21 protein-coding genes and 1 other annotated feature (1 of these 22 running past the window's edge) are annotated in these 22618 nt (G+C 55.1%); of the genes, 7 read left to right on the forward strand and 14 right to left on the reverse strand.

Annotation, left to right across the window (positions count from 1 at the left end; genetic code table 11):
- From ELR57_RS13470 to ELR57_RS13480, 3 genes are all read right to left on the reverse strand, one after another.
- On the reverse strand, window positions 1-1023 hold the full coding sequence (locus tag ELR57_RS13470) for a LacI family DNA-binding transcriptional regulator (protein ID WP_126959601.1): 1023 nt from the start codon (window positions 1021-1023) through the stop codon (window positions 1-3).
- Window positions 1024-1285: 262 nt separating this feature from the next.
- Window positions 1286-2569, reverse strand: a complete 1284-nt coding sequence (locus tag ELR57_RS13475; RefSeq protein WP_126959602.1) for an ABC transporter permease — start codon at window positions 2567-2569, stop codon at window positions 1286-1288.
- On the reverse strand, window positions 2562-3464 hold the full coding sequence (locus ELR57_RS13480) for an ABC transporter ATP-binding protein (protein ID WP_126959603.1): 903 nt from the start codon (window positions 3462-3464) through the stop codon (window positions 2562-2564). The genes ELR57_RS13475 and ELR57_RS13480 overlap by 8 nt, the downstream gene beginning before the upstream one ends.
- A gap of 177 nt (window positions 3465-3641) precedes the next feature.
- Here ELR57_RS13480 and ELR57_RS13485 point away from each other — a divergent pair, with 177 nt between their 5' ends.
- The 6 genes from ELR57_RS13485 to ELR57_RS13510 all read left to right on the forward strand — a co-directional run bounded on the left by ELR57_RS13485 (window position 3642) and on the right by ELR57_RS13510 (window position 10956).
- Complete coding sequence (locus ELR57_RS13485) at window positions 3642-5162, forward strand: spore germination protein (protein ID WP_126959604.1); 1521 nt, start codon at window positions 3642-3644, stop codon at window positions 5160-5162.
- A gap of 6 nt (window positions 5163-5168) precedes the next feature.
- The gene (locus ELR57_RS13490; RefSeq protein WP_126959605.1) at window positions 5169-6407 is read left to right on the forward strand and encodes a Ger(x)C family spore germination protein; all 1239 of its coding nucleotides are present in this window, start codon (window positions 5169-5171) and stop codon (window positions 6405-6407) included.
- Window positions 6408-6412: 5 nt separating this feature from the next.
- Window positions 6413-6655, forward strand: a complete 243-nt coding sequence (locus tag ELR57_RS13495; protein WP_126959606.1) for a hypothetical protein — start codon at window positions 6413-6415, stop codon at window positions 6653-6655.
- Window positions 6652-7764 (forward strand): GerAB/ArcD/ProY family transporter, encoded by a 1113-nt coding sequence (locus ELR57_RS13500; protein ID WP_158630027.1) that lies wholly within the window; start codon window positions 6652-6654, stop codon window positions 7762-7764. Before ELR57_RS13495 ends, ELR57_RS13500 begins: the two co-directional genes overlap by 4 nt.
- 98 nt (window positions 7765-7862) lie before the next feature.
- A complete protein-coding gene (locus tag ELR57_RS13505) occupies window positions 7863-8807 on the forward strand; it encodes an RluA family pseudouridine synthase (RefSeq protein WP_126959608.1) in 945 nt (314 codons plus the stop codon).
- 139 nt (window positions 8808-8946) lie between these two features.
- Window positions 8947-10956, forward strand: a complete 2010-nt coding sequence (locus ELR57_RS13510; RefSeq protein WP_158630028.1) for a putative bifunctional diguanylate cyclase/phosphodiesterase — start codon at window positions 8947-8949, stop codon at window positions 10954-10956.
- Window positions 10957-11040: 84 nt separating this feature from the next.
- Here ELR57_RS13510 and ELR57_RS13515 read toward each other — a convergent pair whose 3' ends face one another.
- The 6 genes from ELR57_RS13515 to coxB form a co-directional block, all read right to left on the reverse strand.
- Window positions 11041-11505, reverse strand: coding sequence for a DUF420 domain-containing protein (locus ELR57_RS13515; RefSeq protein ID WP_126959610.1), 465 nt, complete (start codon window positions 11503-11505; stop codon window positions 11041-11043).
- 89 nt (window positions 11506-11594) lie between these two features.
- Complete coding sequence (ctaG, locus tag ELR57_RS13520) at window positions 11595-12506, reverse strand: cytochrome c oxidase assembly factor CtaG (protein ID WP_126959611.1); 912 nt, start codon at window positions 12504-12506, stop codon at window positions 11595-11597.
- A 112-nt stretch (window positions 12507-12618) separates the two neighbouring features.
- The gene (locus ELR57_RS13525) at window positions 12619-12933 is read right to left on the reverse strand and encodes a cytochrome o ubiquinol oxidase subunit IV (protein ID WP_126959612.1); all 315 of its coding nucleotides are present in this window, start codon (window positions 12931-12933) and stop codon (window positions 12619-12621) included.
- A 3-nt stretch (window positions 12934-12936) separates the two neighbouring features.
- Window positions 12937-13551, reverse strand: coding sequence for a cytochrome (ubi)quinol oxidase subunit III (locus ELR57_RS13530; RefSeq protein ID WP_126959613.1), 615 nt, complete (start codon window positions 13549-13551; stop codon window positions 12937-12939).
- The gene (ctaD, locus tag ELR57_RS13535; RefSeq protein ID WP_126959702.1) at window positions 13548-15353 is read right to left on the reverse strand and encodes a cytochrome c oxidase subunit I; all 1806 of its coding nucleotides are present in this window, start codon (window positions 15351-15353) and stop codon (window positions 13548-13550) included. The genes ELR57_RS13530 and ctaD overlap by 4 nt, the downstream gene beginning before the upstream one ends.
- An 87-nt stretch (window positions 15354-15440) precedes the next feature.
- On the reverse strand, window positions 15441-16454 hold the full coding sequence (coxB, locus tag ELR57_RS13540) for a cytochrome c oxidase subunit II (protein ID WP_126959614.1): 1014 nt from the start codon (window positions 16452-16454) through the stop codon (window positions 15441-15443).
- A gap of 463 nt (window positions 16455-16917) precedes the next feature.
- Here coxB and ELR57_RS13545 point away from each other — a divergent pair, with 463 nt between their 5' ends.
- Complete coding sequence (locus tag ELR57_RS13545; RefSeq protein ID WP_126959615.1) at window positions 16918-17643, forward strand: hypothetical protein; 726 nt, start codon at window positions 16918-16920, stop codon at window positions 17641-17643.
- A gap of 70 nt (window positions 17644-17713) precedes the next feature.
- Here the strand turns inward: ELR57_RS13545 and ELR57_RS13550 are convergent, their stop codons facing one another.
- From ELR57_RS13550 to ELR57_RS13570, 5 genes are all read right to left on the reverse strand, one after another.
- The gene (locus ELR57_RS13550) at window positions 17714-17905 is read right to left on the reverse strand and encodes a hypothetical protein (RefSeq protein ID WP_126959616.1); all 192 of its coding nucleotides are present in this window, start codon (window positions 17903-17905) and stop codon (window positions 17714-17716) included.
- A gap of 198 nt (window positions 17906-18103) precedes the next feature.
- Window positions 18104-18565, reverse strand: coding sequence for a hypothetical protein (locus ELR57_RS13555; RefSeq protein WP_126959617.1), 462 nt, complete (start codon window positions 18563-18565; stop codon window positions 18104-18106).
- 202 nt (window positions 18566-18767) lie between these two features.
- Window positions 18768-20282 (reverse strand): AMP-binding protein, encoded by a 1515-nt coding sequence (locus tag ELR57_RS13560; protein WP_126959618.1) that lies wholly within the window; start codon window positions 20280-20282, stop codon window positions 18768-18770.
- Between the two features lie 109 nt (window positions 20283-20391).
- Window positions 20392-21597: a copper amine oxidase N-terminal domain-containing protein gene (locus tag ELR57_RS13565; RefSeq protein ID WP_126959619.1), complete on the reverse strand. Its 1206-nt coding sequence runs from the start codon at window positions 21595-21597 to the stop codon at window positions 20392-20394.
- Between the two features lie 122 nt (window positions 21598-21719).
- Window positions 21720-22283, reverse strand: a complete 564-nt coding sequence (locus ELR57_RS13570) for a hypothetical protein (protein WP_126959620.1) — start codon at window positions 22281-22283, stop codon at window positions 21720-21722.
- Between the two features lie 75 nt (window positions 22284-22358).
- Window positions 22359-22618: a binding site (T-box leader), on the forward strand; it runs 1 nt beyond the window's last position.

A 22618-nucleotide genomic window follows, 5' to 3' on the forward strand; every position in this document is an offset into this window, starting at 1 on the left:
TCACCTCGGTTTGCCGGCGGCAGTCGTTTCTCTCTCTTCCACGTTGGTGGAGATCAGAAGGGTCTGCTCCCTTGCCCCCGGATTCTCGATCAATTCGAATAGCAGCTTGGCCGCTTGCAATCCTAATTCGTTCACGTCAACGTTGATGGTAGAGATGGTCGGATAAGAGAGTTCGGCAATCTGCGCGTTATCGAAGCTGATCAGCCCCATATCCTCCGGCGCGGACCGCCCAGACTCCTGAATGGCCCGTAACGCGCCTACGCTCAGCAAGGTGTCCGCGCAGATCACGGCATCCGGAACGTTGTTCTTCAATAATTCGTTCATCATCCGGTACCCTTCGTCCCTGGAATTCCCCCCTTCGATAACCAGCCCGGCATCGAACTCGATGCCTCCCTCTTGCAGCGCGTTCTTGTACCCTTGGAATCTTCTCCTGTTGAAAATTTTAGTTTCGTCGTAACCGATGTAAGCAATCTTCCTGCAGTGGCTGTCGATAAAATAACGAGTGGCCTGTTCTCCCGCTTTCAGGTTGTTGATATCGACCCAGTTCACCTCTTCCTTCAAGCTTACGGGTTCCCCGATGACGACGAAGGGAATTTCATTCTGCTTCAGTGTCTTGATTATCCTCGAATCCATGACGGTGGAGGGGAGGACGACGCCTTCCGTCCGTTTGCCTTTGATCAGCCAATCGATAACGCTTTCATTTCTCAAGGAAGTGTTCAGGTTGGCTACGTTCAGACAGTACTCTTTCTTGTAAACGATCTTCTCGATGCCGTGCATGACCTCATGGAAAAACGGATTGTAGAACGATTTCTCGTCCTCGATGTCCACGATCAACGTAATGGTGTAGGAGTTGTTGTTGGATAGAGCCTGCGCCATGCTGTTGGGAGAATAATTCAATTCCTTGATCGTCTTCAGGACCTTTTCTCTCGTTGCCGCCGAAATGGCGGGATTGTTGTTGATGATTCTGGAGACGGTCGATACGGATACGTTTGCGGCTTTGGCGACATCTCGAATACTGGCCATAGGTACCTCCGACTCGGATCGAATTCAAAGTTATGCATACGGTTTCATTAATCAATTAAAGAAAACATTGCATATACCGAACTAATTGAATAGCTAAGATAAGTAAATGCTCGAACATTGTGCAACCGGTTTCATTAACTAATTCCAGTATAATTAGGCTTCTAATTTCTGTCAATATAGAAAAAAGCCTTGATGGCGATCATCAAGGCTTTCCCATTATCGCTATTCCCCACAAGGGCTTGCTTGTTCATGCGCCGCTTCTTTAAACCTTATAAGCCTTCATCGCTCTCCTAAGCTCCGCGAGGGTCGGGCGCTTGCCGTACATAAGAATGCCGGTCCGGTAGATCTTCGCCGCGAGCCAGCCGATCGCGAGAATGCTTGCGAGCAGGATGGCAACGGATAAAGCGATCTCCCACCAGGCCGGTTCTGCCAGGCCGATCCGCAGGAAGAGCAGGAACGGCGAGAAGAACGGAACGTAGGAACAGATCGTAATGAAGCTGCTGTCCGGGCTGTTCAGTCCGAAGAACGAGATATAGAAGCCGGCCAGGGTAATCATCGTGACCGGCATCGCGGCTTGAGCGAGATCTTCCGTTCTGCTGACCAGGGAACCGATCGCCGCGAACAGCATCGCATAGAGAAAGAAGCCTGCCAGGTACAGCAAGACTGCAGATACGAGCATTATCGGGTCTATGCTGCCGAAGTCGATGCCGAGAGAAGCAAAGCTCACCTTGTTATGCGGGAGAGACAGATTCACAACGGATACCGCTACAAAGACAATGAGCTGCATGACCGCGACGATGAACGTGCCCAGCACTCTCCCGAACAATTGCTGAAGCGGAGCTACGCTGGTCACGAGAATCTCCATGACCCTGGAGCTCTTCTCCGCCGTGATCTCGGACGCGATCATCTGCCCGGAGAACATGACGGACATAAAGAGCAGGATGAGGACTACATAAGTGAGCAGCACGGCGGTATCCCTCTCTTGCTCGGTCTTGCCTGTGCCGTCCAATTCATCCAGTTGAAGCGCATCGAAGGAGACCGGGGCGGTCAAGCGAGCGAGCTGCTCCTGCGACAGCTTCGCGTCCTTGACGACCGCGTCGTTCTTGGCTGCCAGAAGCGCCGCTTGAAGCTGTTGGGAAGCATCTCCCGTAAACACTTTCTTCGATAAATAAGTCACGCTAGGGAAGACTCCGTCTTGCCCGGGCTTGAATTCCAGATAACCTTTGATCCGCTTATCCTCGATGGCTTGTCTCATCGCGGCCGAACGCTCGGCTGCCCCGGCCGGAGCTTCGATCGGAACCAATGCCACTTTCGGTTCCTCGATCGTTCCCAGATAGCGGTCGACCGCCGCCACGATCTCCGCTTGTTCCCCTTGAACGTAACCGACCTTGACCGCTCCTCCGCCCGAAGACCACTTATCGATGAGATAGGGAAGATTGGAGGCGACCATCAGAAGCACGGAGATCAGGATCGTCATCGTCAGGAACGACTTGCCGCGCAGCTTGGTCTTCATCGTGAAGGACATAACCGTCCACAGGTTATTCATGGCGATCACCTACCGTTCGGATAAAGATCTCGTTCAAGCTGGGCTCCTTCAGCTCGAAGCGGCGAACCGGGCCTTGCTTGAGCGCATGCTGCAGGATCGACTGGGCGGCTTCCGGATGGTCGACCTTCATCTCATAGCCTTGTTCGTTCCGAACGACCGCGGATACGCCCGGAAGCTTGTCCAACCCGTTCACGTCATGGTCCGCCGACAGAATTACCCGCTCCATCGGGAACTGCTTCTTGATCTCCTTCACGGCGCCTTGAAGAACGGGACGCGACCTGTGCATGATCGTGATATTCCGGCACAGCTCCTCCACATGCTCCATCCGATGGGTCGAGAAGAGGATGGTCGTTCCTTGATCCCGCAGCTCCTTCACCGTAGCCTTGAGCAGCTCGACGTTGACCGGGTCCAATCCGCTGAACGCCTCGTCCAACACAAGAATCTTCGGACGGTGCACGACGGCCGCGATGAACTGGATTTTCTGCTGGTTGCCCTTCGACAGTTCCTCCACTTTCTTGTCGTAGTGCTCGGGAATCTCGAAGCGGTCGAGCCAGCGCTTCAGGCTGCTGTCCGCTTCCTTGCGGGACATGCCGCGCAGCTGCCCCAGATAAACGACTTGGTCGCTCACTTTAATCTTCGGGTACATGCCCCGTTCCTCCGGCAGATAGCCCATGGTACGAAGCAGCTCCCGGCTATATGGCTTGCCGAAATACGTTACCTTTCCTTCATCCGGCATGATAAGCCCCAATACCATTCTCATCGTCGTCGTTTTGCCCGCTCCGTTGGCGCCGAGCAACCCGTAGATCTCCCCTTCGCCGACTTCGAGGCTCAGACCGCTCACCGCCGTACGATCGCCGTATCGCTTGACGATTTGTTGAACGACTAACCGATTCATGACTCTCCTCCTTAAGTCCGATGATGTTCCTCCCTCATCATAACGGATAACCCCTCCTATCGGTTCTAATTTTATGTAAAATGTCCCCACCTGTTCATAATTTCCCATCCCTTCGACCATATTAAGTATCGATTTCCATTCTTAGGTAGATCCCTTCCGCGAAGGAGTGAGCATCCCATGAGCGCCTCTTCCGGTGCTTCATCCTCGTTCGACGATTCCTTGCTTGAAGGACGGATGAAGCAGAACCTTGCCTACATAGGAGACTCTCTCGGGCATAGCCAGGACCTGGTCGCGCGGGAGTTGACCCTCCCGTTCGATATCCGTTGCGCCTTGGTCTACATAGACGGGATCACGGATCCCCAGCTTCTCCATCATGCCGTCATCGACTCGCTGCTTGGACTTGGCGGCAGCGAAGACGCCGTACAACTCTCCCGGCTCGACAAGTCGGAACGGCTTCGTTACCTCTCCGATCGCGTTCTCGCGGCCGGGGATATCCATCCCTTGAAGGACTGGAACTCTCTCTTCCAGGATCTGCTGTCCGGCGATGCGATCCTGTTCGCGGATGAATGCGGCGGCGCCCTTCGGATCGGAGTCGGCGGCTTAGAAGAACGAGCCGTCGGAGAGCCGGTCTCTCAGTCCGTCACCCGCGGCCCGATGGAGGCGTTCAACGAGAGCCTTCGGACCAACACGGCGCTGCTGCGCCGCAAGATCAAGGATACAAGGCTGCGGATGGACTCCCTTCGAATTGGACGGGTGACGAAGACGAATGTCACGGTGACTTATCTTCAAGGAATCGCGAAGGAAGAGATCGTCGCCGAGGTCCATCGGCGTCTCGGCAAGATCGATATCGACGGGGTCCTGGAAGGCGGGTATATCGAGGAGTTCATTCAAGACCAGACGCTTACGCCTTTCCCAACCGTGTACAACAGCGAGCGTCCGGATACGATCGCGGCGGGGCTTCTGGAGGGCAAAATCGCCATTCTCGTCGACGGCACTCCCTTCGTCCTTCTCGTGCCGGCGCTGTTCGTCGAATTTTTCCAAGCGTCCGAGGATTACGCGCAGCGCTTCGATATCAGCACCCTGATCCGGATCATCCGTTATATTTCTTTCTTCATCACGACGTTGGCTCCTGCCTTGTATGTGGCGATTACGACCTTCCATCAAGAGATGCTGCCGACCAACCTGCTGATCAATCTGGCTGCTCAACGCGAAGGCGTTCCCTTTCCCGCCGTTATCGAGGCGATCCTAATGGAGGTCACTTACGAGATCCTGCGGGAAGCCGGCATCCGGATGCCGAGAACGGTCGGACAGGCCGTCTCCATCGTCGGCACGCTCGTCATCGGCCAAGCGGCCGTCCAAGCCGGCATCGTCTCCGCCGCCATGGTCATCATCGTCTCTATTACCGCGATAGCCAGCTATGTCATTCCGTCGGGAAGCATGTCCATGTCCGCGAGAATGCTTCGGTTCCTCTTTATGGTCCTGGCTGCTTCCTTCGGCTTGTTCGGCGTCATCATCGGGCTGATCGGGCTCGTTCTGCATCTGAGCAGCCTGCGATCCTTCGGCGTCCCTTACATGGCGCCCATGTCGCCGATCATTATGTCGGATATCAAGGACAGCTTGTTCCGTTTCCCTTGGACAATGATGAAGAAACGCCCCTGGTCGACGGCCAGCCCGAACAACCGAAGAAGGGAGAATTAGCCTGCCGTGACGATTGCCAAGCCGCCGATCGCTTCGCTATCCTGCCGGATAAGAAAGCCGCTCCTGCTGCTTCTCTGCGCGGCGCTTCTGTTGCTGCTGACCGGCTGCTGGAATCGCCGGGAGCTGGATACCCTCGGCATTGCGCTGGGCTTCGGCATCGACAAGACGGAATCCGCATATCGCGTCTCCGTTCAGGTCGTCGATCCGGGACAGGTCTCCGTATCGCGCCCCGCTTCGCCCGGACACCCGCCGACGGTCCTTTTTCACAGCGAATCCCCTTCCCTCTACGAAGCCTTGCGCAAGATGACGGAAGTCAGCCCTCGCAAAATCTATCTATCCCATATCCGTGTCCTTATCTTAGGGGAGGAGATCGCCAGGGAAGGGGTGGGCAAGGTGCTCGATATGCTGTCGCGGGATGCCGAATTTCGGACCGACTTCTATCTATTCGTCGCGAAGCATACGACCGCGGAGAACGTCCTGAAGATCTTCACTCCCCTCTCCAACATCCCCGCTTACAAGATGTACGACGCTCTATTGACCTCCTCCCGCACCTGGGCTCCGTCCGCGACGGTAACGCTTGATCAATTCATGAGCAGGATCGTCGGACCGGGCCTCAATCCCGTGCTGACCGCCATCGAGGTAGCGGGAGACCAGAAGAAGGGAGAATTGCCTAGCAACGTAAGCCGAATATCCGCCAGCACGATGCTCCGTACGAAAGGACTCGCGATATTCGATAAGGATAAGCTCGTCGGTTGGTTCAACGAGGAAGAGAGCATCGGCTACAACTACATCATGAACCAGGTGAAGAGCACCATCACCAAGGTTCCTTGCGAATCAAACGGTCTTATCGCTTTGGAGAACATCCATTCCGTGACGAGATTGAAGTCCCGGGTTCGGAACGGTTCTCCCGTTATCAAGGTGAAGCTGAACAGCCAGGTCAACATCGGAGAAGTCCAATGCGACTTCAAGACGACCGAGCCGGAGAACATTCGCAAGCTTAAACATTCGTTGGAACAGAAACGAATCGAGATGATGGACTCCGCCGTCGAGAAAGCCAGAGAGCTGCACGTCGACGCCTTCGGCTTCGGCAACGCCTTCTACCGCAATCAGCCCGCTTACTGGCGCAAGGCCGAGAAGGATTGGGATGCTCTCTTCCAGTCCCTTCGAGTCGATTACGATGCCAACATCCAGATTCTGAAGGTCGGCACCGTCTTCGATCCATTTCATGCAAGCGTAAAGGAGTAACTGCCATGATCGGTCTCACCGTGATTCTCCTGTGCGTCGCCGCCCTCATCTGGAAGACGCTGCTTCCGATGCTGCGAAGAGGCGAATTTCGCGACGGCGTCGTCTTCTCCGTCATGCTCGCGGGAGGAGCGTTCTTCAGCTTCTTCGCCGCGAATCTGATCCCGTTCCCGGCACCTCTCCACCTTCTTGTAGCCGTATACAAGCCGTTCTCGCAATGGCTATTCTCTGCAATGGGGTGGAAGAGTTGAAGAACCTGCTTGAGAAAGGCCGAATCAGCACAAGGCAGCTTGCGATACTGATCGTGTTCATGACCGTGGGGGATTCCATTCTGATCCTTCCTTCGTTAACCGCGGAAGCGGCTGATCAGAACGCTTGGCTGTCCGTTATTCTCGGGGGCGCCTTGGCAATGCCCGTTCTTTGGATCTGGGGCGCTCTGGCCCGCTTCTATCCGCAAGCCAATCTGATCGAGATCGTTCAGAGCTTGCTGGGCAAGTGGCTTGGCGGAGCCGTTGCCCTCTACTATTCCGTCTATTTCTTCTTCGTCGCTGCCGGACTGATCCGCGAGCTGGGGGACTTTTTCACGATCCAGATTCTTGCGCAGACTCCGCTGCGGGCGATCCATCTCCTTCTTCTCTTCGTACTGGCATGGGGGCTTGCCAAAGGATTGGAGCCCATCGTTCGGACCGGGGAGCTGTTCTTCCCCTGGTTTCTATTGATGCTGACCGCGTTAATCGTCTGTTTGACCCCCAATCTGCGCCCGGTCAATCTGAAGCCGTTCCTCAGCGAAGGCATCTCTCCCGTCCTTCACGGTTCCCTGTACGTCTTGGTCTATCCGTTCGCGGAGCTGGTGGCCTTGCTGATGGTCCTGCCTTATGTGAACCGCAAAGCGAACACCAAGAGGGATTATTATCTAGCCGCGCTATTCGGAGGATTGATCATGCTGATCATCGTTCTGTTCTCTCTCTTGGTGCTAGGCCCCTTCTTGACCTCGAACCAAGTCTATCCTACCTACGCATTGGCGAAAAAAGTCAATATCGGCAACTTCCTGCAGCGAGTGGAGGCGGTCGTGGCGATTATCTGGGTGCTGTCCACTTTCTTCAAGACCGCCATTCACAGCTATGCCTTCCTGCTCGGAATGGCGGAAACTTTCAAGCTGCAGGGCTATCGCCGGCTGATCGGTCCCTACGTGCTGCTTCAATTCGGAATGGCCTATATCATCACGCCGAACTTCACCTTTTACACCGACGTGCTGTACAAGTATTGGCCTTTCTGGGACCTGACGAACGCTCTCCTGCTTCCTCTTATCCTGCTCGCGGCCCACGCGGCCGGCAGAAAGAGAACGGCCGTAAAGGCATAAAGCAGGGAAGGAGGAAAGGAGCATTTCCATTCTCTTAGCGCATGCCCTATAATCAGCATAACGATGCTTCATCGAATAGCAGGAGGCACAGACTTAACATGAACAAGAGAACGAAACGGCCGGAAACAGGCTCCGCCAAGCGCCCTTCCCCCCCGGCCAAATCCTATAAGGTCCAGGAAGCGGCCGAGTTGCTACCCTTCCTGATCTCCAATCTCAAGGGAGAGGGGCGGAACTCGATCAAGTCCATGCTTGCCCGCGGCCAGATCTCGGTCGATGGACAGGCTCAAACCGTCTATAACTATGCCCTTAAGCCCGGTCAGCAAGTGACGGTCAGCAAGGAGAAAATTCAAGCGCCTCCGCGGCTTGTCGGTTTATCCATCATTTATGAGGACGATCATCTTCTGGTCGTGAACAAGGAGCCCGGGCTTCTGTCGATCGCGACCGAGCAGGAGAAAGAGCTGACCGCTTACCGCCAGTTGATGGATCACGTCAAGCGGGAGAACCCTGCGAACCGGGTGTTTATCGTCCATCGGCTGGACCGCGACACTTCGGGCGTCATGATGTTCGCGAAGTCCGAGGCCGTGCAGCAGGAGCTTCAGAATCATTGGACGGAAGCCGTCAAGGAACGGAGCTATATCGCTCTTGTCGAAGGAGAGGTCAAGAAGGCGGAAGGAACGATCTCCTCCTGGCTGAAAGAGAGCAAGACGCTCAAGATGTACTCCAGCCCTTATCCGGGCGACGGCCAGCATGCCGTAACCCATTACAAGCGATTGCAGGCGAATCGTCACTTTACTCTGTTGGAGGTTCGGCTCGAAACGGGACGCAAGAATCAGATTCGCGTCCACATGCAGGATCTCGGGCATCCGATCGTCGGCGACAAGAAGTATCGGTCCAAATCGAAGGAGATCGGCCGTCTTGGCCTTCATGCCTTCGTTCTCTCGTTCGAGCACCCCGTTACCAGAGAAGTGCTTCGGTTCGAGAGCCCGATCCCGCGGGCTTTCCTGAATCCTTTCCGCAACGGAATGCAGGCGGGAGACGACTGATTGGACCTATTTTGCTAATATGCCTCAAATACCGGACTAATGGACTATGAAAATTTTCAAATTAAAGTTACAATATCAATACCGAATAATTTGTAGAATTTTGTAAATCCAACTCCGATATAGGTGACATATGGCTGAGATGGCTCTCTCGCATCCCGTTCTATACTACATGCTATCTTATTTGGCCGCGATCGCTTTCTCTTGTTATGCTTTCTGTCTGGCTGCCAGAATATCGGCATCGAGAGACAAGCTGCGGGCCTTGCCGTTAGCAGGCGCATCCGTCCTTCTTGGGATCGGACTCTGGCTTGCCTGTTTCTTCTGCCTGCAGGCGACGGGGCTGCGGATCTCCGCATCCGCCCGCGTTCCTGCGCTGGCTCTCTCCTTGGTCCTGGCGGTGCTGATCGGATGGGGGGCGCTTCTGTTCCTCTCCGAGAAGAGACGCAGCAGGAAGGCTCTCCTGTCCGGCGGCCCTCTTCTGGGGGCGGGATTCTTCCTTATGCCCTATACCCAGCTTTACGCTCTCTCAAAGGGCATACGTCTCGTCTTCGATGATGTTTCGCTGGCGTTATCCGCTATCCTCGCATGTCTATTATCTACAGCCGCCTTGTCTCTCATGGAATTCGACTCACACTATCCGCGTAGAAGAAGGAACTTGATCCTTTCCTCGCTATTCATCGGCGGGGCCGCTTTGAGCATGCCGATCGCGGGGCTGCTTCAATCCTCGTACTCGTTACCGTTAAACTCTCCCGAAGCGGCGGGACTGACCTCGGATCTTCCCATTTACGGCCTGGCCTTACCGCTCGGATTGTTCACGATGGTTGTCCTGATCAGCCTGATTCTGCTTCCCCACTCCGATCGCAAGCATGCCGAACAATACGATCCCCTTACCGGCCTGCCGAACCGGAGCTTATTCGCGAGAAGCCTCCAACAAGCCCTCTTGGCGGCGGAGAACGGCCGCGAACCGTTCGCCGTCCTGTTCCTGGATCTCGACCGGTTCAAGAACGTGAACGATTCTATCGGCCATCATGTCGGAGACCACCTGCTGCAGACGATGGCGAACCGCATCCGCGAATGCGTAGCCGACAAAGCGCTGATCGCCCGGCTTGGCGGCGACGAGTTCGCCCTGCTCTTCAAGCCCGGTTTCTCGCGGGACAGCTTGCTGCTCACGGCCGGCCATCTCCTGTCGGAGATCGCTCGTCCGCTCTTCTTCGGCGATGTCGAGATTCATGTGACGGCCAGTCTCGGAATCTCCATGTTCCCGATCGACGGGGAGACGGCGGTCAGCCTCATGAAGAATGCGGAGTCCGCTCTCTATTCCGCCAAAGACGAGGGCAAAAACACCATTCGCTTCTACGTCCCGAACATGAACGATACTCTTCGAGAATCCGTTCTGCTGGAGACGGACTTGCGCAAAGCGTTGGAGAGGAACGAATTCTATCTGGTTTATCAGCCGCAGATCAATGCCTCTACCGGCCAGGTGGTCGGCGTGGAGGCGCTCCTTCGCTGGAAGCACGGCAAGCGAGGGCTAATCTCGCCTTCGGACTTCATTCCGCTCGCCGAAGAGACCGGAGTGATCGTCCCGATCGGCAATTGGGTTCTTCGCACCGCATGCCGCCAGAGCAAGCAATGGCAGCAGCAGGGGCTTCCTCCCGTTCGCATCGCCGTGAACCTCTCCGGCCGTCAATTCTTGAACAAAGGGCTTGTCCCCTTCATTAAGCGCACGCTGGTCGAGACCGGAATGGATCCTTCGCTATTGGAATTGGAGATTACCGAATCGATGACTCTGGATATCGAGCGCTCCTTCTCCACCCTAAGAGAGTTGAAGCGGCTCGGCGTCAGCATCTCCATCGACGACTTCGGCACCGGCTACAGCTCTCTCAGCTACCTCAAGAGCTTCCCGGTCGACTGCTTGAAGATCGATCAATCGTTCGTCCGGGAGCTGCTCTCCGAGACCAACGACCGATCCATCGTCTCCACGATCATTACCCTTGCGCATAACCTGAATCTAAGGGTCGTCGCCGAGGGAGTGGAATCCGAGGAGCAGCTGACCTATCTGGCCACTTACGGCTGCGACGAGATTCAAGGCTTCTACATCAGCAAGCCGATCTCCGAGCAGGATGTCGCGCGGTTCCTGAGGAAGAGCTCCTAACGAACATCCGCGAGATAGACAAGAAAACCCGCCAAGCATGCTGTTCCTGAGGAACAAGCCTGCTGGCGGGTTCTGTTCGTTATCCTACGATCCGAAGATGGCGTCGATCACGGGCTTCGTATGTCCGCCCGGATACATGAGATACAGCAGCACGTAGACCGTCACTCCCGTAATCGCCGTGATGAACCAGACGACCGCGGTGAATCGTCCCCACTTCCGATGCTTCGCGAAGTTCTTCCGGAAGGCCAGGACGAGAGTCGTAATGCCGAATACGGCAGCCACCATCGCCAGGACGATATGGAAGATGAGGAAGACCCGGTAGAGCGTCTCCAGGCTGTCCGGACCGCCCCAGTTCGTGTTGCCGACGAAGATCGTCCGGGACGTATACATAAGGAAGAACAGGATGGCAGCGATCGAAGCGGCGATCATCGTCTTCTCGTGCGCTTCTCTCTTGCGGAGAATAATCAGTCGCCAGCCGATCGCTACTAGGATAGCGCTTAGGGCGATAAAGCTTGTACTGATTGTCGGGAAAATCTCGTACCAGGACATTTGCGATTCACCTGCTCCAATGAACAATGATTAAGTTGATAACATTGTAACTTGACGGACCGTTCACTTACAATTTTTTCTCTATGGTGTCACACATTGTTCAAACGAGGTTCCCCCACGGACTCGATCGGCAGCTCGTCATCCTCCCTGCGTTCTCTGCGGAACCATTGCATGAACACGATATAAAGCGCTCCGATGTTGATGAATTCCTGCACCAGCTTCATGATGATGCCGCCAAGCTGCTGATCCTCTTGCGCGCTGAGCGAGCCGAAGAAGGACGGGCCCTGGAACCTCGCGAGCAGCTCCGCCGAATTGCCGGATACGCAATACCGCATCGCCTGCGCCCATACGTTCGGATCGTTATAGACATCGAACAGCGGCGATCCCGCGAAGATGATCAAGACGCAGGCCGGGGTGAGAATCAAGCTATTCAGGAAAATATAGAGGAGACGCATGAGCGGGGACACGCGCGCCCACTCCGGCACGGGACATTGAATATGCCACCAGTTGAGCATAGCCGACAAGAGAAGAAGGACATAGAATACCGCATGGATGAAGTAATGCACCATGATCCAGTCATGGATGTTAGGCAGATGGTAGAACGAGAAGAGCAGATTGAACATGAACAGTCCGATAAGAGGCTGCCCCAAGAAGCGGAAGGGCTTCAAGAAAGGACGTCCCAGCATCGAACGCCACAGCCAAGCCGGAATTCCATAGAGCAGCAATGGCGGCACGACCATATAGGAGATCGCCATATCCGTCATATGATATGAGAACATGAGATGACCGAGCAGGCTTAGAGGTCCGCCATGAACGAGATAAATAAGAAGCAATGCCAGATAGAAGCTTGCTTGCCTTCCGAACGAGACTGCTTCCGCCCCCGAGAACTTCGTTCTCCATGGCCCTACGACGAACGAGTAAAGCGTAGCAACCGCAAGTATGAAGATAAGAAAATAGGGACTCCACACGTCTCCGAACGAGAAATACTTCAAGCTGTTCATTCTAGCTCACCCTTCTCACGCATTAATCTTACTTATTATACCGCAACAAGGTCTAACCACAAGAAAAGAGGCGGGAACAGCGCCCGCCTCTCTGTAGTTTATCCGGTATAGATTACCACCATACCCAGTATTCGGCCATAATGACCATCGTGAAGACGACGATGACGCCGAAGAGAATTCCCATGATCGGGAATAGATGCCCTCTGTCCTTCATGTGCATCCAGAAAGCCATCTGTACGAATACCTGGACTAACGCCATGCCGACAAGAATGATGTAAGTGAACGTCGTGTTGATCTCGCCGGAAGCCACGGCCGCGAAGGCAATGATCGTCAGCACGAGCGACAGAACGAACGCTACGATGTGCTTCTTAGGGCCTTCATGACGATGACGCGTTGTTTGTTCATGCGTAGAGTGGTTGCTCGACATCGGTTAGACCACCTTTCCCATCAGGTAAACGACGGTGAAGATGAATACCCACACGACGTCGATAAAGTGCCAATAGATCGCGGACACGTAGACCTTGGGAGCCGTGACGACGGTCAAGCCCTTCTTCAGGAGCTGAAGAATGATGAGCGTGATCCACAGGACGCCGAAGGCAACGTGGGCGCCGTGGAAGCCGACTAGCGTATAGAAGGATGAACTGAATGCGCTTGTCGGCATCTTGTGTCCTTCATCGATGTAGTTCAGGAATTCCACGACTTCAAGCGCAAGGAAGCCGAGACCGAGAACGATCGTCGCGATCAGCCAGCCGATCAGCGGCTTGACCTTCTTCTGGTGCAGCGCTTGGACCGCGAACACGCTCATCAAGCTCGAGGTGAGCAGGATCATCGTGGCCGCGAAGGTCATCGGCAGCTCGAACAGTTCGCTTGCAGGCGGACCGTCGCCGATGTTATGGCGAAGGGCCAGATAAGAGGAGAACAGAGTGCCGAAGAGAACCGTCTCCGCTCCCAGGAACAGCCAGAAGCCGAGAATCTTATTGCGGCCTTCAAGGGTCGCCTTCTCAGGCTCATGAGGCAATTCGCCGTTCAGTTCATGTGCGCTCATGCTTGCACCCCTTTCTCTTGTTCTTCTTCGCTGATGTGGAAGCCATGATCGTCGTAAACCGAGCGAAGCAGCATGCAGAGGAGGGTAAGTCCAATGCCGCCGATGGCCAGATACAGCTTGTCGTACATGAATCCGAAGCCGGCGATGAAGAGCCCGATGCTCATGATCAGCGGTTTAATCGATGGAGAAGGCATGTGAATCGGCCCTACAGGCTCGGACGGAGTCATCTCCTTCTTGCCTTCCATCTTCTCTTTCCACCAAGCGTCCGCGCTGCGAACAAGCGGGATCTGCTTGAAGTTGTACTCCGGAGGAGGAGAAGGAATGGACCATTCGAGCGAACGGCCGTCTTCCCAAGGATCGTTCGCCGCGTTCTTAGCCTTGAACGACGTGATAACGATGTTGATCAGAAGCATGATCGTACCGATTCCCATCAGGAACGCTCCGATCGTACTTACCAAGTTCATCGTGTCGAACCCTTGGTTCGGCAGGTAAGTCCATACCCGGCGCGGCATCCCGATCAGACCGAGGAAGTGCTGCACGAAGAAGGTCATATGGAAGCCGATGTAGAACGTCCAGAAGAACCACTTGCCGAGCGTCTCGTTCAAAGTGCGTCCGAACATCTTCGGCCACCAGTAGAACAGGCCGGCGAAGATCCCGTTGATGAGACCCCCTACGATAACGTAGTGGAAGTGGGCAACGACGAAGTAAGTATCGTGGTACTGGTAGTCGGCAGGAGCCGCCGCCAGCATGACCCCGGTTACGCCGCCCATCGTGAAGGTCGGAATGAATCCGATTCCGAAGAGCGAAGCGGTCGTAAACCGAATAGAGCCGCCCCACAGGGTGAACAGCCAGTTGAAGATCTTAACCCCGGTAGGAACCGCGATCAGCATCGTCGCGATGGAGAACAACCCGTTCGCAACCGGACCGAGGCCCGTCGTGAACATATGGTGAGCCCATACCATGAAGCCGAGGAACGCGATCAGGATAAGCGCGAAGACCATCGAGCTGTAACCGAACAGGCGCTTGCGCGAGAAGGTGCTGACGACTTCGGAGATAATCCCGAACGCCGGCATGATCAGAATGTAAACTTCAGGGTGTCCGAATACCCAGAAGACGTGTTCCCACAGCACCGTGCTGCCGCCGGTCGCCGTCTCGAAGAAGTTCGCCTGGAACAAGCGGTCGAACATCAGGGCGACGAGGCCTACGGTCAGTACCGGGAACGCGAACACGATCAGCATGGACGTAATGAAGATCGACCAGGTGAACATCGGCATTCTCATGAAGGACATGCCTGGCGCGCGCATGTTGATGATCGTCGCCATGAAGTTGATCCCGCCGAGCAGCGTACCGATACCGGCAATCTGCAAGCCCAGGACATAGTAGTCGACGCCATGTCCCGAGTTGTAAGTAGGTCCGGCGAGCGGAACGTAAGACGTCCAACCTGCGTCCGGCACATGGCCGGCGAACCAGCTGACGTTCAGCAGCACGCCGCCGAAGAAGAAGGTCCAGAAGCCAAGAGAGTTCAGGAACGGGAACGCGACGTCCCGCGCTCCGATCTGAAGCGGTATAACCGCGTTCATCAAAGCGAACAGCATAGGCATGGCCGCCAGGAAGATCATGGTCGTACCGTGCATGGTCAGCAATTCGTTAAACGTGTCGGCCCCGACGAAATCCTTCTGAGGCCCGATCAGCTGAATCCGGATCAGGATGGCTTCCAGGCCGCCGACCAGGAAGAACAAGCCTCCGGCGATTAAGTAAAGAATACCGATTTTCTTATGGTCGACGGTCGTCAACCAATCCATCAAGCCGCGATACCGCTTGACCGGATGCGCATGGGCATGTGCAGCATGTGCAGTCAAAGCAACGAACCCCCTTCAGTGCAAGCAGAATTAGTAGTCAAGCTTATAGCCCGCCAAGTACTTGGCGATTCCGTCGAGTTCTTCTTGCGTCACGCCGAGGTCATCGGCATTAGGCATCGTTGCTCCCGGCTTCACCGATTGAGGATCCTTGATCCATTCCTTCAAGTTCTCTTCGGCCGGATGATCGGAGTTGTACAGAATGCCGCCGACGGTCTCTCGTCCTCCGATTCCCGTCAGGTTAGGCGCTCCCGCGCCGGAATTCTGTTCGCCGATCGCATGGCAGCTCAGGCACTTGCTCTGGAAGGCTTCCTTGATGGAAGCGTCTTCCGGAAGCACTCCCGGTCCTTTCATCGCGGCTACCCAGCGGTCGAAGGAAGCTTGGTCAACCGCTTTGGCTTTGAAGTCCATCAAGCTGTGGGAAGGCCCGCAAAGCTCGGCGCACTTGCCTCGATACACGCCTTCCTTCGGGAATTCCAGGAACATCTTGTTGTCGACTCCGGTATTGGTATCCATCTTGCCCCCGATAGACGGGATCCAGAACGAGTGCTTAACGTCGGCGGAAGCAAGCTTAAATTGAATCTTCTTGCCCGTTGGAACAACCAGATCCTGCGCCGTCGTGATTCCGTATTGCGGATATTCGAACTCCCACCAGTACTGGTGCGAAGTGACGACGACCTGAACGGCGTTCTTATCGTGCGAATAGTCCTTCGCATAGCCGAAGACTTTGTCGATAGTCGGCACGCCAAGGATAATAAGGAGAACAATTGGAATAACCGTCCAAGTGATCTCGAGCTTGTGATTCCCTTCCACTTGCTTCGGAATCGCGTTATCGCCCTTGCGGCGACGGAATCTGATCAGCACGTAGAAACAAATCGCGAATACGACGACGACGACAAGCGCCATGATACTGATCGATAGCACCATTAAATCATATTGGCCTTGAGCTACCGGCCCTTGCGGCTTCAAAGTCGACAGATCCGATCTGCCTCCGCATGCCGACAACAGGAGCATCATTCCTGCCAGCACCGGCAGTAACCGCTTCATTACACGCCACCGATTCATTCAATTCAACCCCATCTCGACGTTTTCATAGATTGCTTCTTGTTGTGGCGAATGCAATCCATGTGGTGACTCAGGTGGTGACACCTGTACGAACTTCCAAATCACACCTAAACATACGTTCCTAATCAATAAATATAGAGTTAGCCCACACAGTTTGTCAATGTTCACAGAACAGTTCACAAATTGTTCTTATAACTGTCAAAATCCTTGCCGCTCAACGGTTTTAACATTCAAATTCCCTCTTGACGGGCCTTGAAATTCCGTTTTGCAAACGCACACATTCCCAGTCCAGCGCCCGTCTTTGGCTTTGCTGGCGGGCAATGGTGGCCTCTCCTCATCATCTTTTACCAAACGCCCCTTGTTTTATGTACGCCGTTTCAAGCATACGAATTTCCCTTCGGGTTATGCTACCTGTAACAAGCCCGCTAAGGAGGAATGAAACTGGATGACCCGTCACTTCCCGTTACGGAGGCTGCTCCTTCTGGGGTTGGGATTCGTCTTGGTCATGGGCCTTGCCGCATGCGGCAGCTACACGGCTAAGTTCCAGAAGAGCTCCAAGGATTACAGCAGCCGCGAACCGAACGATCCCAAGGTGGACCATGTCCAATCTTACGGCACCTTGACCGCCAAGACGCAACAGAGCAGCCATGATAATCGGTACTTCAAATACAGCTCCCAAACCTCGTATGACGTGCGCGGCTTGCCCGGCGTCAATTCCGCTATCGTCATGCTGACGGATAAGAACGCGTACGTAGGCATCATGACCGACTGGACCGCGACCGGCACGAAGTCGCACGGCGGCGCCTCCACCAGGGAGCAGGACAACAGCGGTACGACCGAAGGCGTCTACAACGTCGATACCGGCGGCAAGACCCCCGTTTACCGGGAGATGGTCACGCCTTACAATTCCTACTTCAGCCATAAAGACGTCTCGGACCTGTCCTCCGAGTTCAGGCAGAAGATCGGGGATACGGTCCGCAAGGATAACCCCGGGCTTAACGAGGTCTTCATCTCCGCCAACCGGGAATTCGTGAATCAGTTGCTCTTGTTCGCCCGGGCCTCTTGGAGCGGCCAACCGACGGAACCGTTGACCGGCGACTTCAACACCCTCGTGAAGTATATCTTCAGCCAAGGAGAAGCCATCCCTCTCCCGCTTCAAGATCGCAAATAGGTTGTCCGCGCAGACAAAAAAGATCGACATCCCTTCGCAGGGATCGTCGATCTTTATTCCATGCTCACGTTTAGGAAGCAGGGGAATTCAATTTAACCAACTCTCGTTCAACGAGCAGAGTCAACTCATCTTCATATCCGCCTGTGATTCTGTATTTGCGGATGTAATCCTTCACAAACTTGCGCGGATCCTTGGGCCGGAAAATTCTCGTCAGTTCTCTGAGACTTTCTTGGACTTCGTTGTGGCTTCGTTTGGCTGCCATGCGATTCCCTCCCAGCGGAATAAAACCCGCAAGTTTTGCTAAAGCAGTCACTCTCCAGTTGTCGACATTTTCAACCCTACTGTTCCCCATTATACCAGTTTTCGGCTGTGGTTAAAAGAAAAAACCATCTGTGATAGAGAACCGGGCTCCATCGAACCGGCGTAGAGACTTAAAAATGATGCAGCTGAATGATCTATCTTATGAGGATCGAGGCCCCTCTGATTCATCCCCGGACGGATTAAGGTTCGGCTGCCTCCAGGAGAACATCGCCGATCCCGCCTCTTCCTCCTCCGACTCCGCCCATTCTTCCGGCTCTTCCGCATGCCCCTTGGACTTAGCCGTCATCTGAAGAAACGCGATAACGGCTCCTACGGAAACCAATATTCCGATCCCCATGGCCGCGAGCAAAGGCAAGGTGCCGATTCCCGCCTTGGCGACCGATGAGGTTGACATTCTATCCGATGCTTGAACGGGCGCGACTCCGAATGCACTCCACAAAGAAGCTCCAACCGCCAAAGTACGTGCAACGGATCTGCCACTGCGCCAGCTTAGCTTTCCAGTCTTCTTGGTCGGTACCGGGATCGCCTTGCCGACCCCCGAATGATTCGTCGCCAACGTCCGCTCGCCGGATGCTTCATTCCGGGAAACGGGCGCGTTCATCAATTCAATCCCCCCTATATGCTTTATATCGGAACGACCAGGCAACGAATTCACCCCTCAGACGGATATGATTACTTTCTTTTATTAATGTAAACGCTTACTAACTTGTGTTTAAAAAAAGAAATCGATTTCCTAGATACGTTCTCAGTATACCGAAAAAGCGTTGCGCGCACAACGAACACATCCTTAATATTCCATTAAATCAAGCCCTGTTCTCCGGAGGCAGTTCTCGCTTCAACGCTTCCCCCCACAGCGTCTGAGGGAGCTCCCGCACGAACTCGAACCGCACCGGCGTCCCTCTCCGCCCGGCTCGGTTGCGGCACCACCGCTGCAGCTGCATGGGCGAAACGCGCCTCTCCGCGTTCAGAACGACATAAGCCAAGGCTTGTTCATTCCCGTCGTCGTCCTTCGTTCCGATCACGCAAGCCCGGCTTATCGCCGGGTGCCCCCGAAGGATAGTCTCCACCTCATTCGGCATGACCATTCCTTGCATCGTCTCGAACCGGTGCGACTTCCGCTCCGCGAAGATAAAACAGCCGTCCTCTTCCATTCGGGCCAGGTCTCCCGTCCGGATCCAGCCTTCCGACGACTGCCCCCCTTCGTCCCCCCAATAACCGCGCGCCAGCTGCTGTCCTCTTACCGCCAACTCCCCTACCATGCCCACAGGCCGTTCATCGAAGCTCCCGTCCCCGACGACTCTGGCTTCGATCCCGGGGAGCGGATAGCCTAACGCGCCCGCCTTGGCCCTCGCGTTGGGAGGAAGGGCAAGCGCAAGCGAAGCCGCCTCCGCAAGCCAATATCTCCCCGCTTGCCGCGTTAAACGCTTCTCAAAACGAAACCGGCTCTCCCGTTCGGGAAGCTCCAAGCAGCCGGAACGGTAAACGGAAGCATTCAAGCTCGCCAGACCTTCCGGATGCAGGAGCGGAGCGTTCAAGGTGCGCAAGCTTTCCTCCGCGTTCACGCCTTCGTGCCAGAAGGCATGCCGGGCCGCCCCAGCCTCTATCGCCGCATGAGTAAGGATGGCGCCTCTCGCCGGGCCGGTCGTTCCGTTGGTGTATTGGATCACCGCCAAGTCTTCCGGATGGGGGGCGATCTCCATGGATTGCGGCGCAGGGATACTAAGAAAGGCATTCCCGTTCAACACGGCGCGATCCTTCCTGGATAGTTTATCCAGAATAGAAGCCGGAACCCCTCTAAGAGCCTCTGCCCGGAGCCGCCTCGCCCGCGTTTCTTCTATTACTATGACTTTTGTCACGGACGTCTCTTCCGCAAGCCGCTCCGGCTCGCGTACGAGGTCTCCGGCCGTGACGATGGCAGCCGTTCCGGTCTCGATCGATCTTCTCCGAACCTCATCCAGCCCGCAGTTCTCATGAAGCGGAACCGCGACGGCTCTCGCGAGCAGTACGCCGTAATAAGCCATGATGGCTTCGGGGATAGACGGAAGGTAAATGGCGACCCGATCTCCCGGCTTGACTCCGCTTGCCCTTAGTCCGTTCGCGAAACGAAGGCTGCGCCGAAGCAGACCGGCATAGGAGCCCGTTCTGCCGTTGTACCGGTATGCCGGATCCTTCGGATGGAGCTCCGCCGAGCGGAGCAGCCCGCTGGCCGCGTGACCGGACGGCAGAGAGGACATGCCTTCCCTAAGCAACGGATAACGGCTCCACCAGCTCGGGCAGGGGCTCGATGCCGTTCCCGCTTCGACTGCTTGTTCAACCATCCTTCTCTCCCCTTCCCCTCCCGTTCCTATATGCCAAATGTATTCGGCGGCATAAACGGACAGAACCCCGTTCGGCTGCTTCCGAACGGGGTTCTATCCGTCTTATCGCTTATTCTTCAATCGTCTGGATATCGAAGATGTACTCCGAGCCGTCGAACAGCCACTTGCCGTCCTTCTTCACCAGATAGTTGCCTTCGTAGAAGCGCGTCTTGTAGCCGTCTTCCAAGTCTTCGACGATAATGGATCGAATCGCTACCGCTTTATCGGAACCGTTGTAGTAGACGATGCCCGTCTTCTCGTTCGCAAAGGATTGGTCGTAATCATCATAACCGGATTGGATCTCATCGAAGTAATCGTCCAAACCGTCCGTCGATGCGAAGGTTGCCTTATAGGCAGCCATATCTTCCTTGTTCAAGGCATCAAGCTGCTTGGCCAGCAGAGCGTCGATCGCCGTCTTGTCGGCGTCCGGAACCGCAACCGTCTTGTCGATCAGAGAACCGTCGGCCGTATACTCCGTGCTCAAGTATTCCATGTCGTAGAGCAGCCATTGGCCTTGGGCATTCGGATGCAGCGTGAACACGACCTCGGTCGACTCGTCGAAGAAGTAGTCATCGCCGCCAGTCTTGGCCGTGTCTTGCACGGCATACAGAACCGCTTCTGTCGAAGAATACTGTTCGATGCTCGCATCGTGATACGAAGTCTTCGTCTGAAGCGATTTGCTTTGCTCTTCCGCCAGGGATTTAACCAGCGCATCGCGCAGCGGGGAATCGCTCGTTACCAGCGCAAGTACGTCATCCGAAGTAGCCGTTGCCGAGTTGAAGACCTTCTCCGATCTGGACAGGAAGTCGAGAACCGCCGCCTTCTCGGCTGCCGTCGGTCCCTTGTCTGCGATAACAACCGTGCGGCTGGAGGAATCCCAGTTGACGGACTTGCCGGACAGGGTTGCGATGAAGCGAACGCCGACAAGCGTTCTTCCGTCCTTCGCCACCAGCTGGCCGTTCACCGGAACGGACTCTCCGTCGACGAACGCGACGTCCGCCCCGAGGGACATCTCGATCTCATGCTCGTCGGAAACGGCGTGGATCGTCTTGGTCTTCGCCGCGTAGTCGATCTCGTAGCCGAGCGCCGCGAAGAGCGAACGGAATTCGACGAAGGTCGTGCTGTTGATGCTCGTCGGTTGAACCTCGAATTTAAGAGCTTGTCCATTCAAGGTTACTTGAATAGGCTTGGGCGCGCTGGCTGCCATAGCTCCTCCCGCGGAAGACAGGAACAGGGCGGAAGCCAAGGCAATTACCGTGAATTGCTTCTTCATCATTTACCAACCTCTCTGATCTGATAGATAAATTGCTAGAATTGCTATAGTAAAATTTACAATAATCCGCAAGGGGTTGCAATAATTATACTGGATTGGTTGATTTTCGGTCATGAATTGGCTAATTATTGAAGAATTCTTCGCAGATCGGATAGGCTTGGTTTCTTGAATTCGATAATCATCTGCCCGTCTTCGATTCGAATTCCTTGTACCTTCAGTAGGTCAGGAAGCTCGCTGCCCAGAGGGATGACGACGTCGTTGAACGAATCCGCCGGCAGATCGATGTCCTTGAGCTTCGCCCTCGTTACCGTCGCTACCAGGTTGGGAGACATCCACTTCACCTCATAGGTCAGCTGCATCCCCACCGGAATCCGCTCCATCGCCTTCAGATTCACGTCCGCGATAAGCTGCCCGTCCGCCAGCTTGAACCGGACGCCCGTGATCTTGATGTTCTTCATATAGTTAGGATTATCCGCCAACTGCGCTTTAGCCAGATTGTTGACGTCCTTCTCCGTCAGAACGAGCTCCGGCGACAAGCGCTTCGCCATCTCGATGGCCCTGCTCTTGAGCGGAACCTCATCGTATCGAAGGTTCAGCTCCTCTTCGGGAGATACGTAGAAGAACGCCCCTATACCCGCTCCAGCCGCTAGAATTAGAAGGACAAAGAGGGCAATGAACCATTTTCTCATGTCGGATTTTTCCTCCTTCGCCAATCGTTTGATCTAAGCATTGACTTCCGCCTTAGGTAAGAGTATAACATTAGTTAAAATTCAATGACGGGAACACGTTCCCCGGTCCCCCGAAACCCAGAGAGTCGGCGATTGCTGAGAGCCGATATTCGAGCCCGGTTGAGTATCCTCCCCGAGAAGTCGCGCCGAACGGAGTAAGCGCGAACGATTCGCCCCCGTTAAGGGTTCGCGCCTGCGAAGGCGCGGCTGAAGCGCCGGAAGCGCCTGGCTGGATGAATCCGCCGATTACGCCTCCGGAACAAGGGTGGTACCACGGATCCGATATCCGTCCCTAT

This window comes from Cohnella sp. AR92 (assembly GCF_003990975.1).
GTDB lineage: Bacteria > Bacillota > Bacilli > Paenibacillales > Paenibacillaceae > Cohnella.

What these genes read in the sequence shown, in the direction of transcription:
- ELR57_RS13470 (WP_126959601.1), bottom strand. Translation starts at nt 1,023, where the DNA reads ATGGCCAGTATTCGAGATGTCGCCAAAGCCGCAAACGTATCCGTATCG.
- ELR57_RS13475 (WP_126959602.1), bottom strand. Translation starts at nt 2,569, where the DNA reads ATGAATAACCTGTGGACGGTTATGTCCTTCACGATGAAGACCAAGCTG.
- ELR57_RS13480 (WP_126959603.1), bottom strand. Translation starts at nt 3,464, where the DNA reads ATGAATCGGTTAGTCGTTCAACAAATCGTCAAGCGATACGGCGATCGT.
- ELR57_RS13485 (WP_126959604.1), top strand. Translation starts at nt 3,642, where the DNA reads ATGAGCGCCTCTTCCGGTGCTTCATCCTCGTTCGACGATTCCTTGCTT.
- ELR57_RS13495 (WP_126959606.1), top strand. Translation starts at nt 6,413, where the DNA reads ATGATCGGTCTCACCGTGATTCTCCTGTGCGTCGCCGCCCTCATCTGG.
- ELR57_RS13505 (WP_126959608.1), top strand. Translation starts at nt 7,863, where the DNA reads ATGAACAAGAGAACGAAACGGCCGGAAACAGGCTCCGCCAAGCGCCCT.
- ELR57_RS13510 (WP_158630028.1), top strand. Translation starts at nt 8,947, where the DNA reads ATGGCTCTCTCGCATCCCGTTCTATACTACATGCTATCTTATTTGGCC.
- ELR57_RS13515 (WP_126959610.1), bottom strand. Translation starts at nt 11,505, where the DNA reads ATGTCCTGGTACGAGATTTTCCCGACAATCAGTACAAGCTTTATCGCC.
- ctaG (WP_126959611.1), bottom strand. Translation starts at nt 12,506, where the DNA reads ATGAACAGCTTGAAGTATTTCTCGTTCGGAGACGTGTGGAGTCCCTAT.
- ELR57_RS13525 (WP_126959612.1), bottom strand. Translation starts at nt 12,933, where the DNA reads ATGTCGAGCAACCACTCTACGCATGAACAAACAACGCGTCATCGTCAT.
- ELR57_RS13530 (WP_126959613.1), bottom strand. Translation starts at nt 13,551, where the DNA reads ATGAGCGCACATGAACTGAACGGCGAATTGCCTCATGAGCCTGAGAAG.
- ctaD (WP_126959702.1), bottom strand. Translation starts at nt 15,353, where the DNA reads ATGGATTGGTTGACGACCGTCGACCATAAGAAAATCGGTATTCTTTAC.
- coxB (WP_126959614.1), bottom strand. Translation starts at nt 16,454, where the DNA reads ATGAAGCGGTTACTGCCGGTGCTGGCAGGAATGATGCTCCTGTTGTCG.
- ELR57_RS13545 (WP_126959615.1), top strand. Translation starts at nt 16,918, where the DNA reads ATGACCCGTCACTTCCCGTTACGGAGGCTGCTCCTTCTGGGGTTGGGA.
- ELR57_RS13550 (WP_126959616.1), bottom strand. Translation starts at nt 17,905, where the DNA reads ATGGCAGCCAAACGAAGCCACAACGAAGTCCAAGAAAGTCTCAGAGAA.
- ELR57_RS13555 (WP_126959617.1), bottom strand. Translation starts at nt 18,565, where the DNA reads ATGAACGCGCCCGTTTCCCGGAATGAAGCATCCGGCGAGCGGACGTTG.
- ELR57_RS13560 (WP_126959618.1), bottom strand. Translation starts at nt 20,282, where the DNA reads ATGGTTGAACAAGCAGTCGAAGCGGGAACGGCATCGAGCCCCTGCCCG.
- ELR57_RS13565 (WP_126959619.1), bottom strand. Translation starts at nt 21,597, where the DNA reads ATGATGAAGAAGCAATTCACGGTAATTGCCTTGGCTTCCGCCCTGTTC.
- ELR57_RS13570 (WP_126959620.1), bottom strand. Translation starts at nt 22,283, where the DNA reads ATGAGAAAATGGTTCATTGCCCTCTTTGTCCTTCTAATTCTAGCGGCT.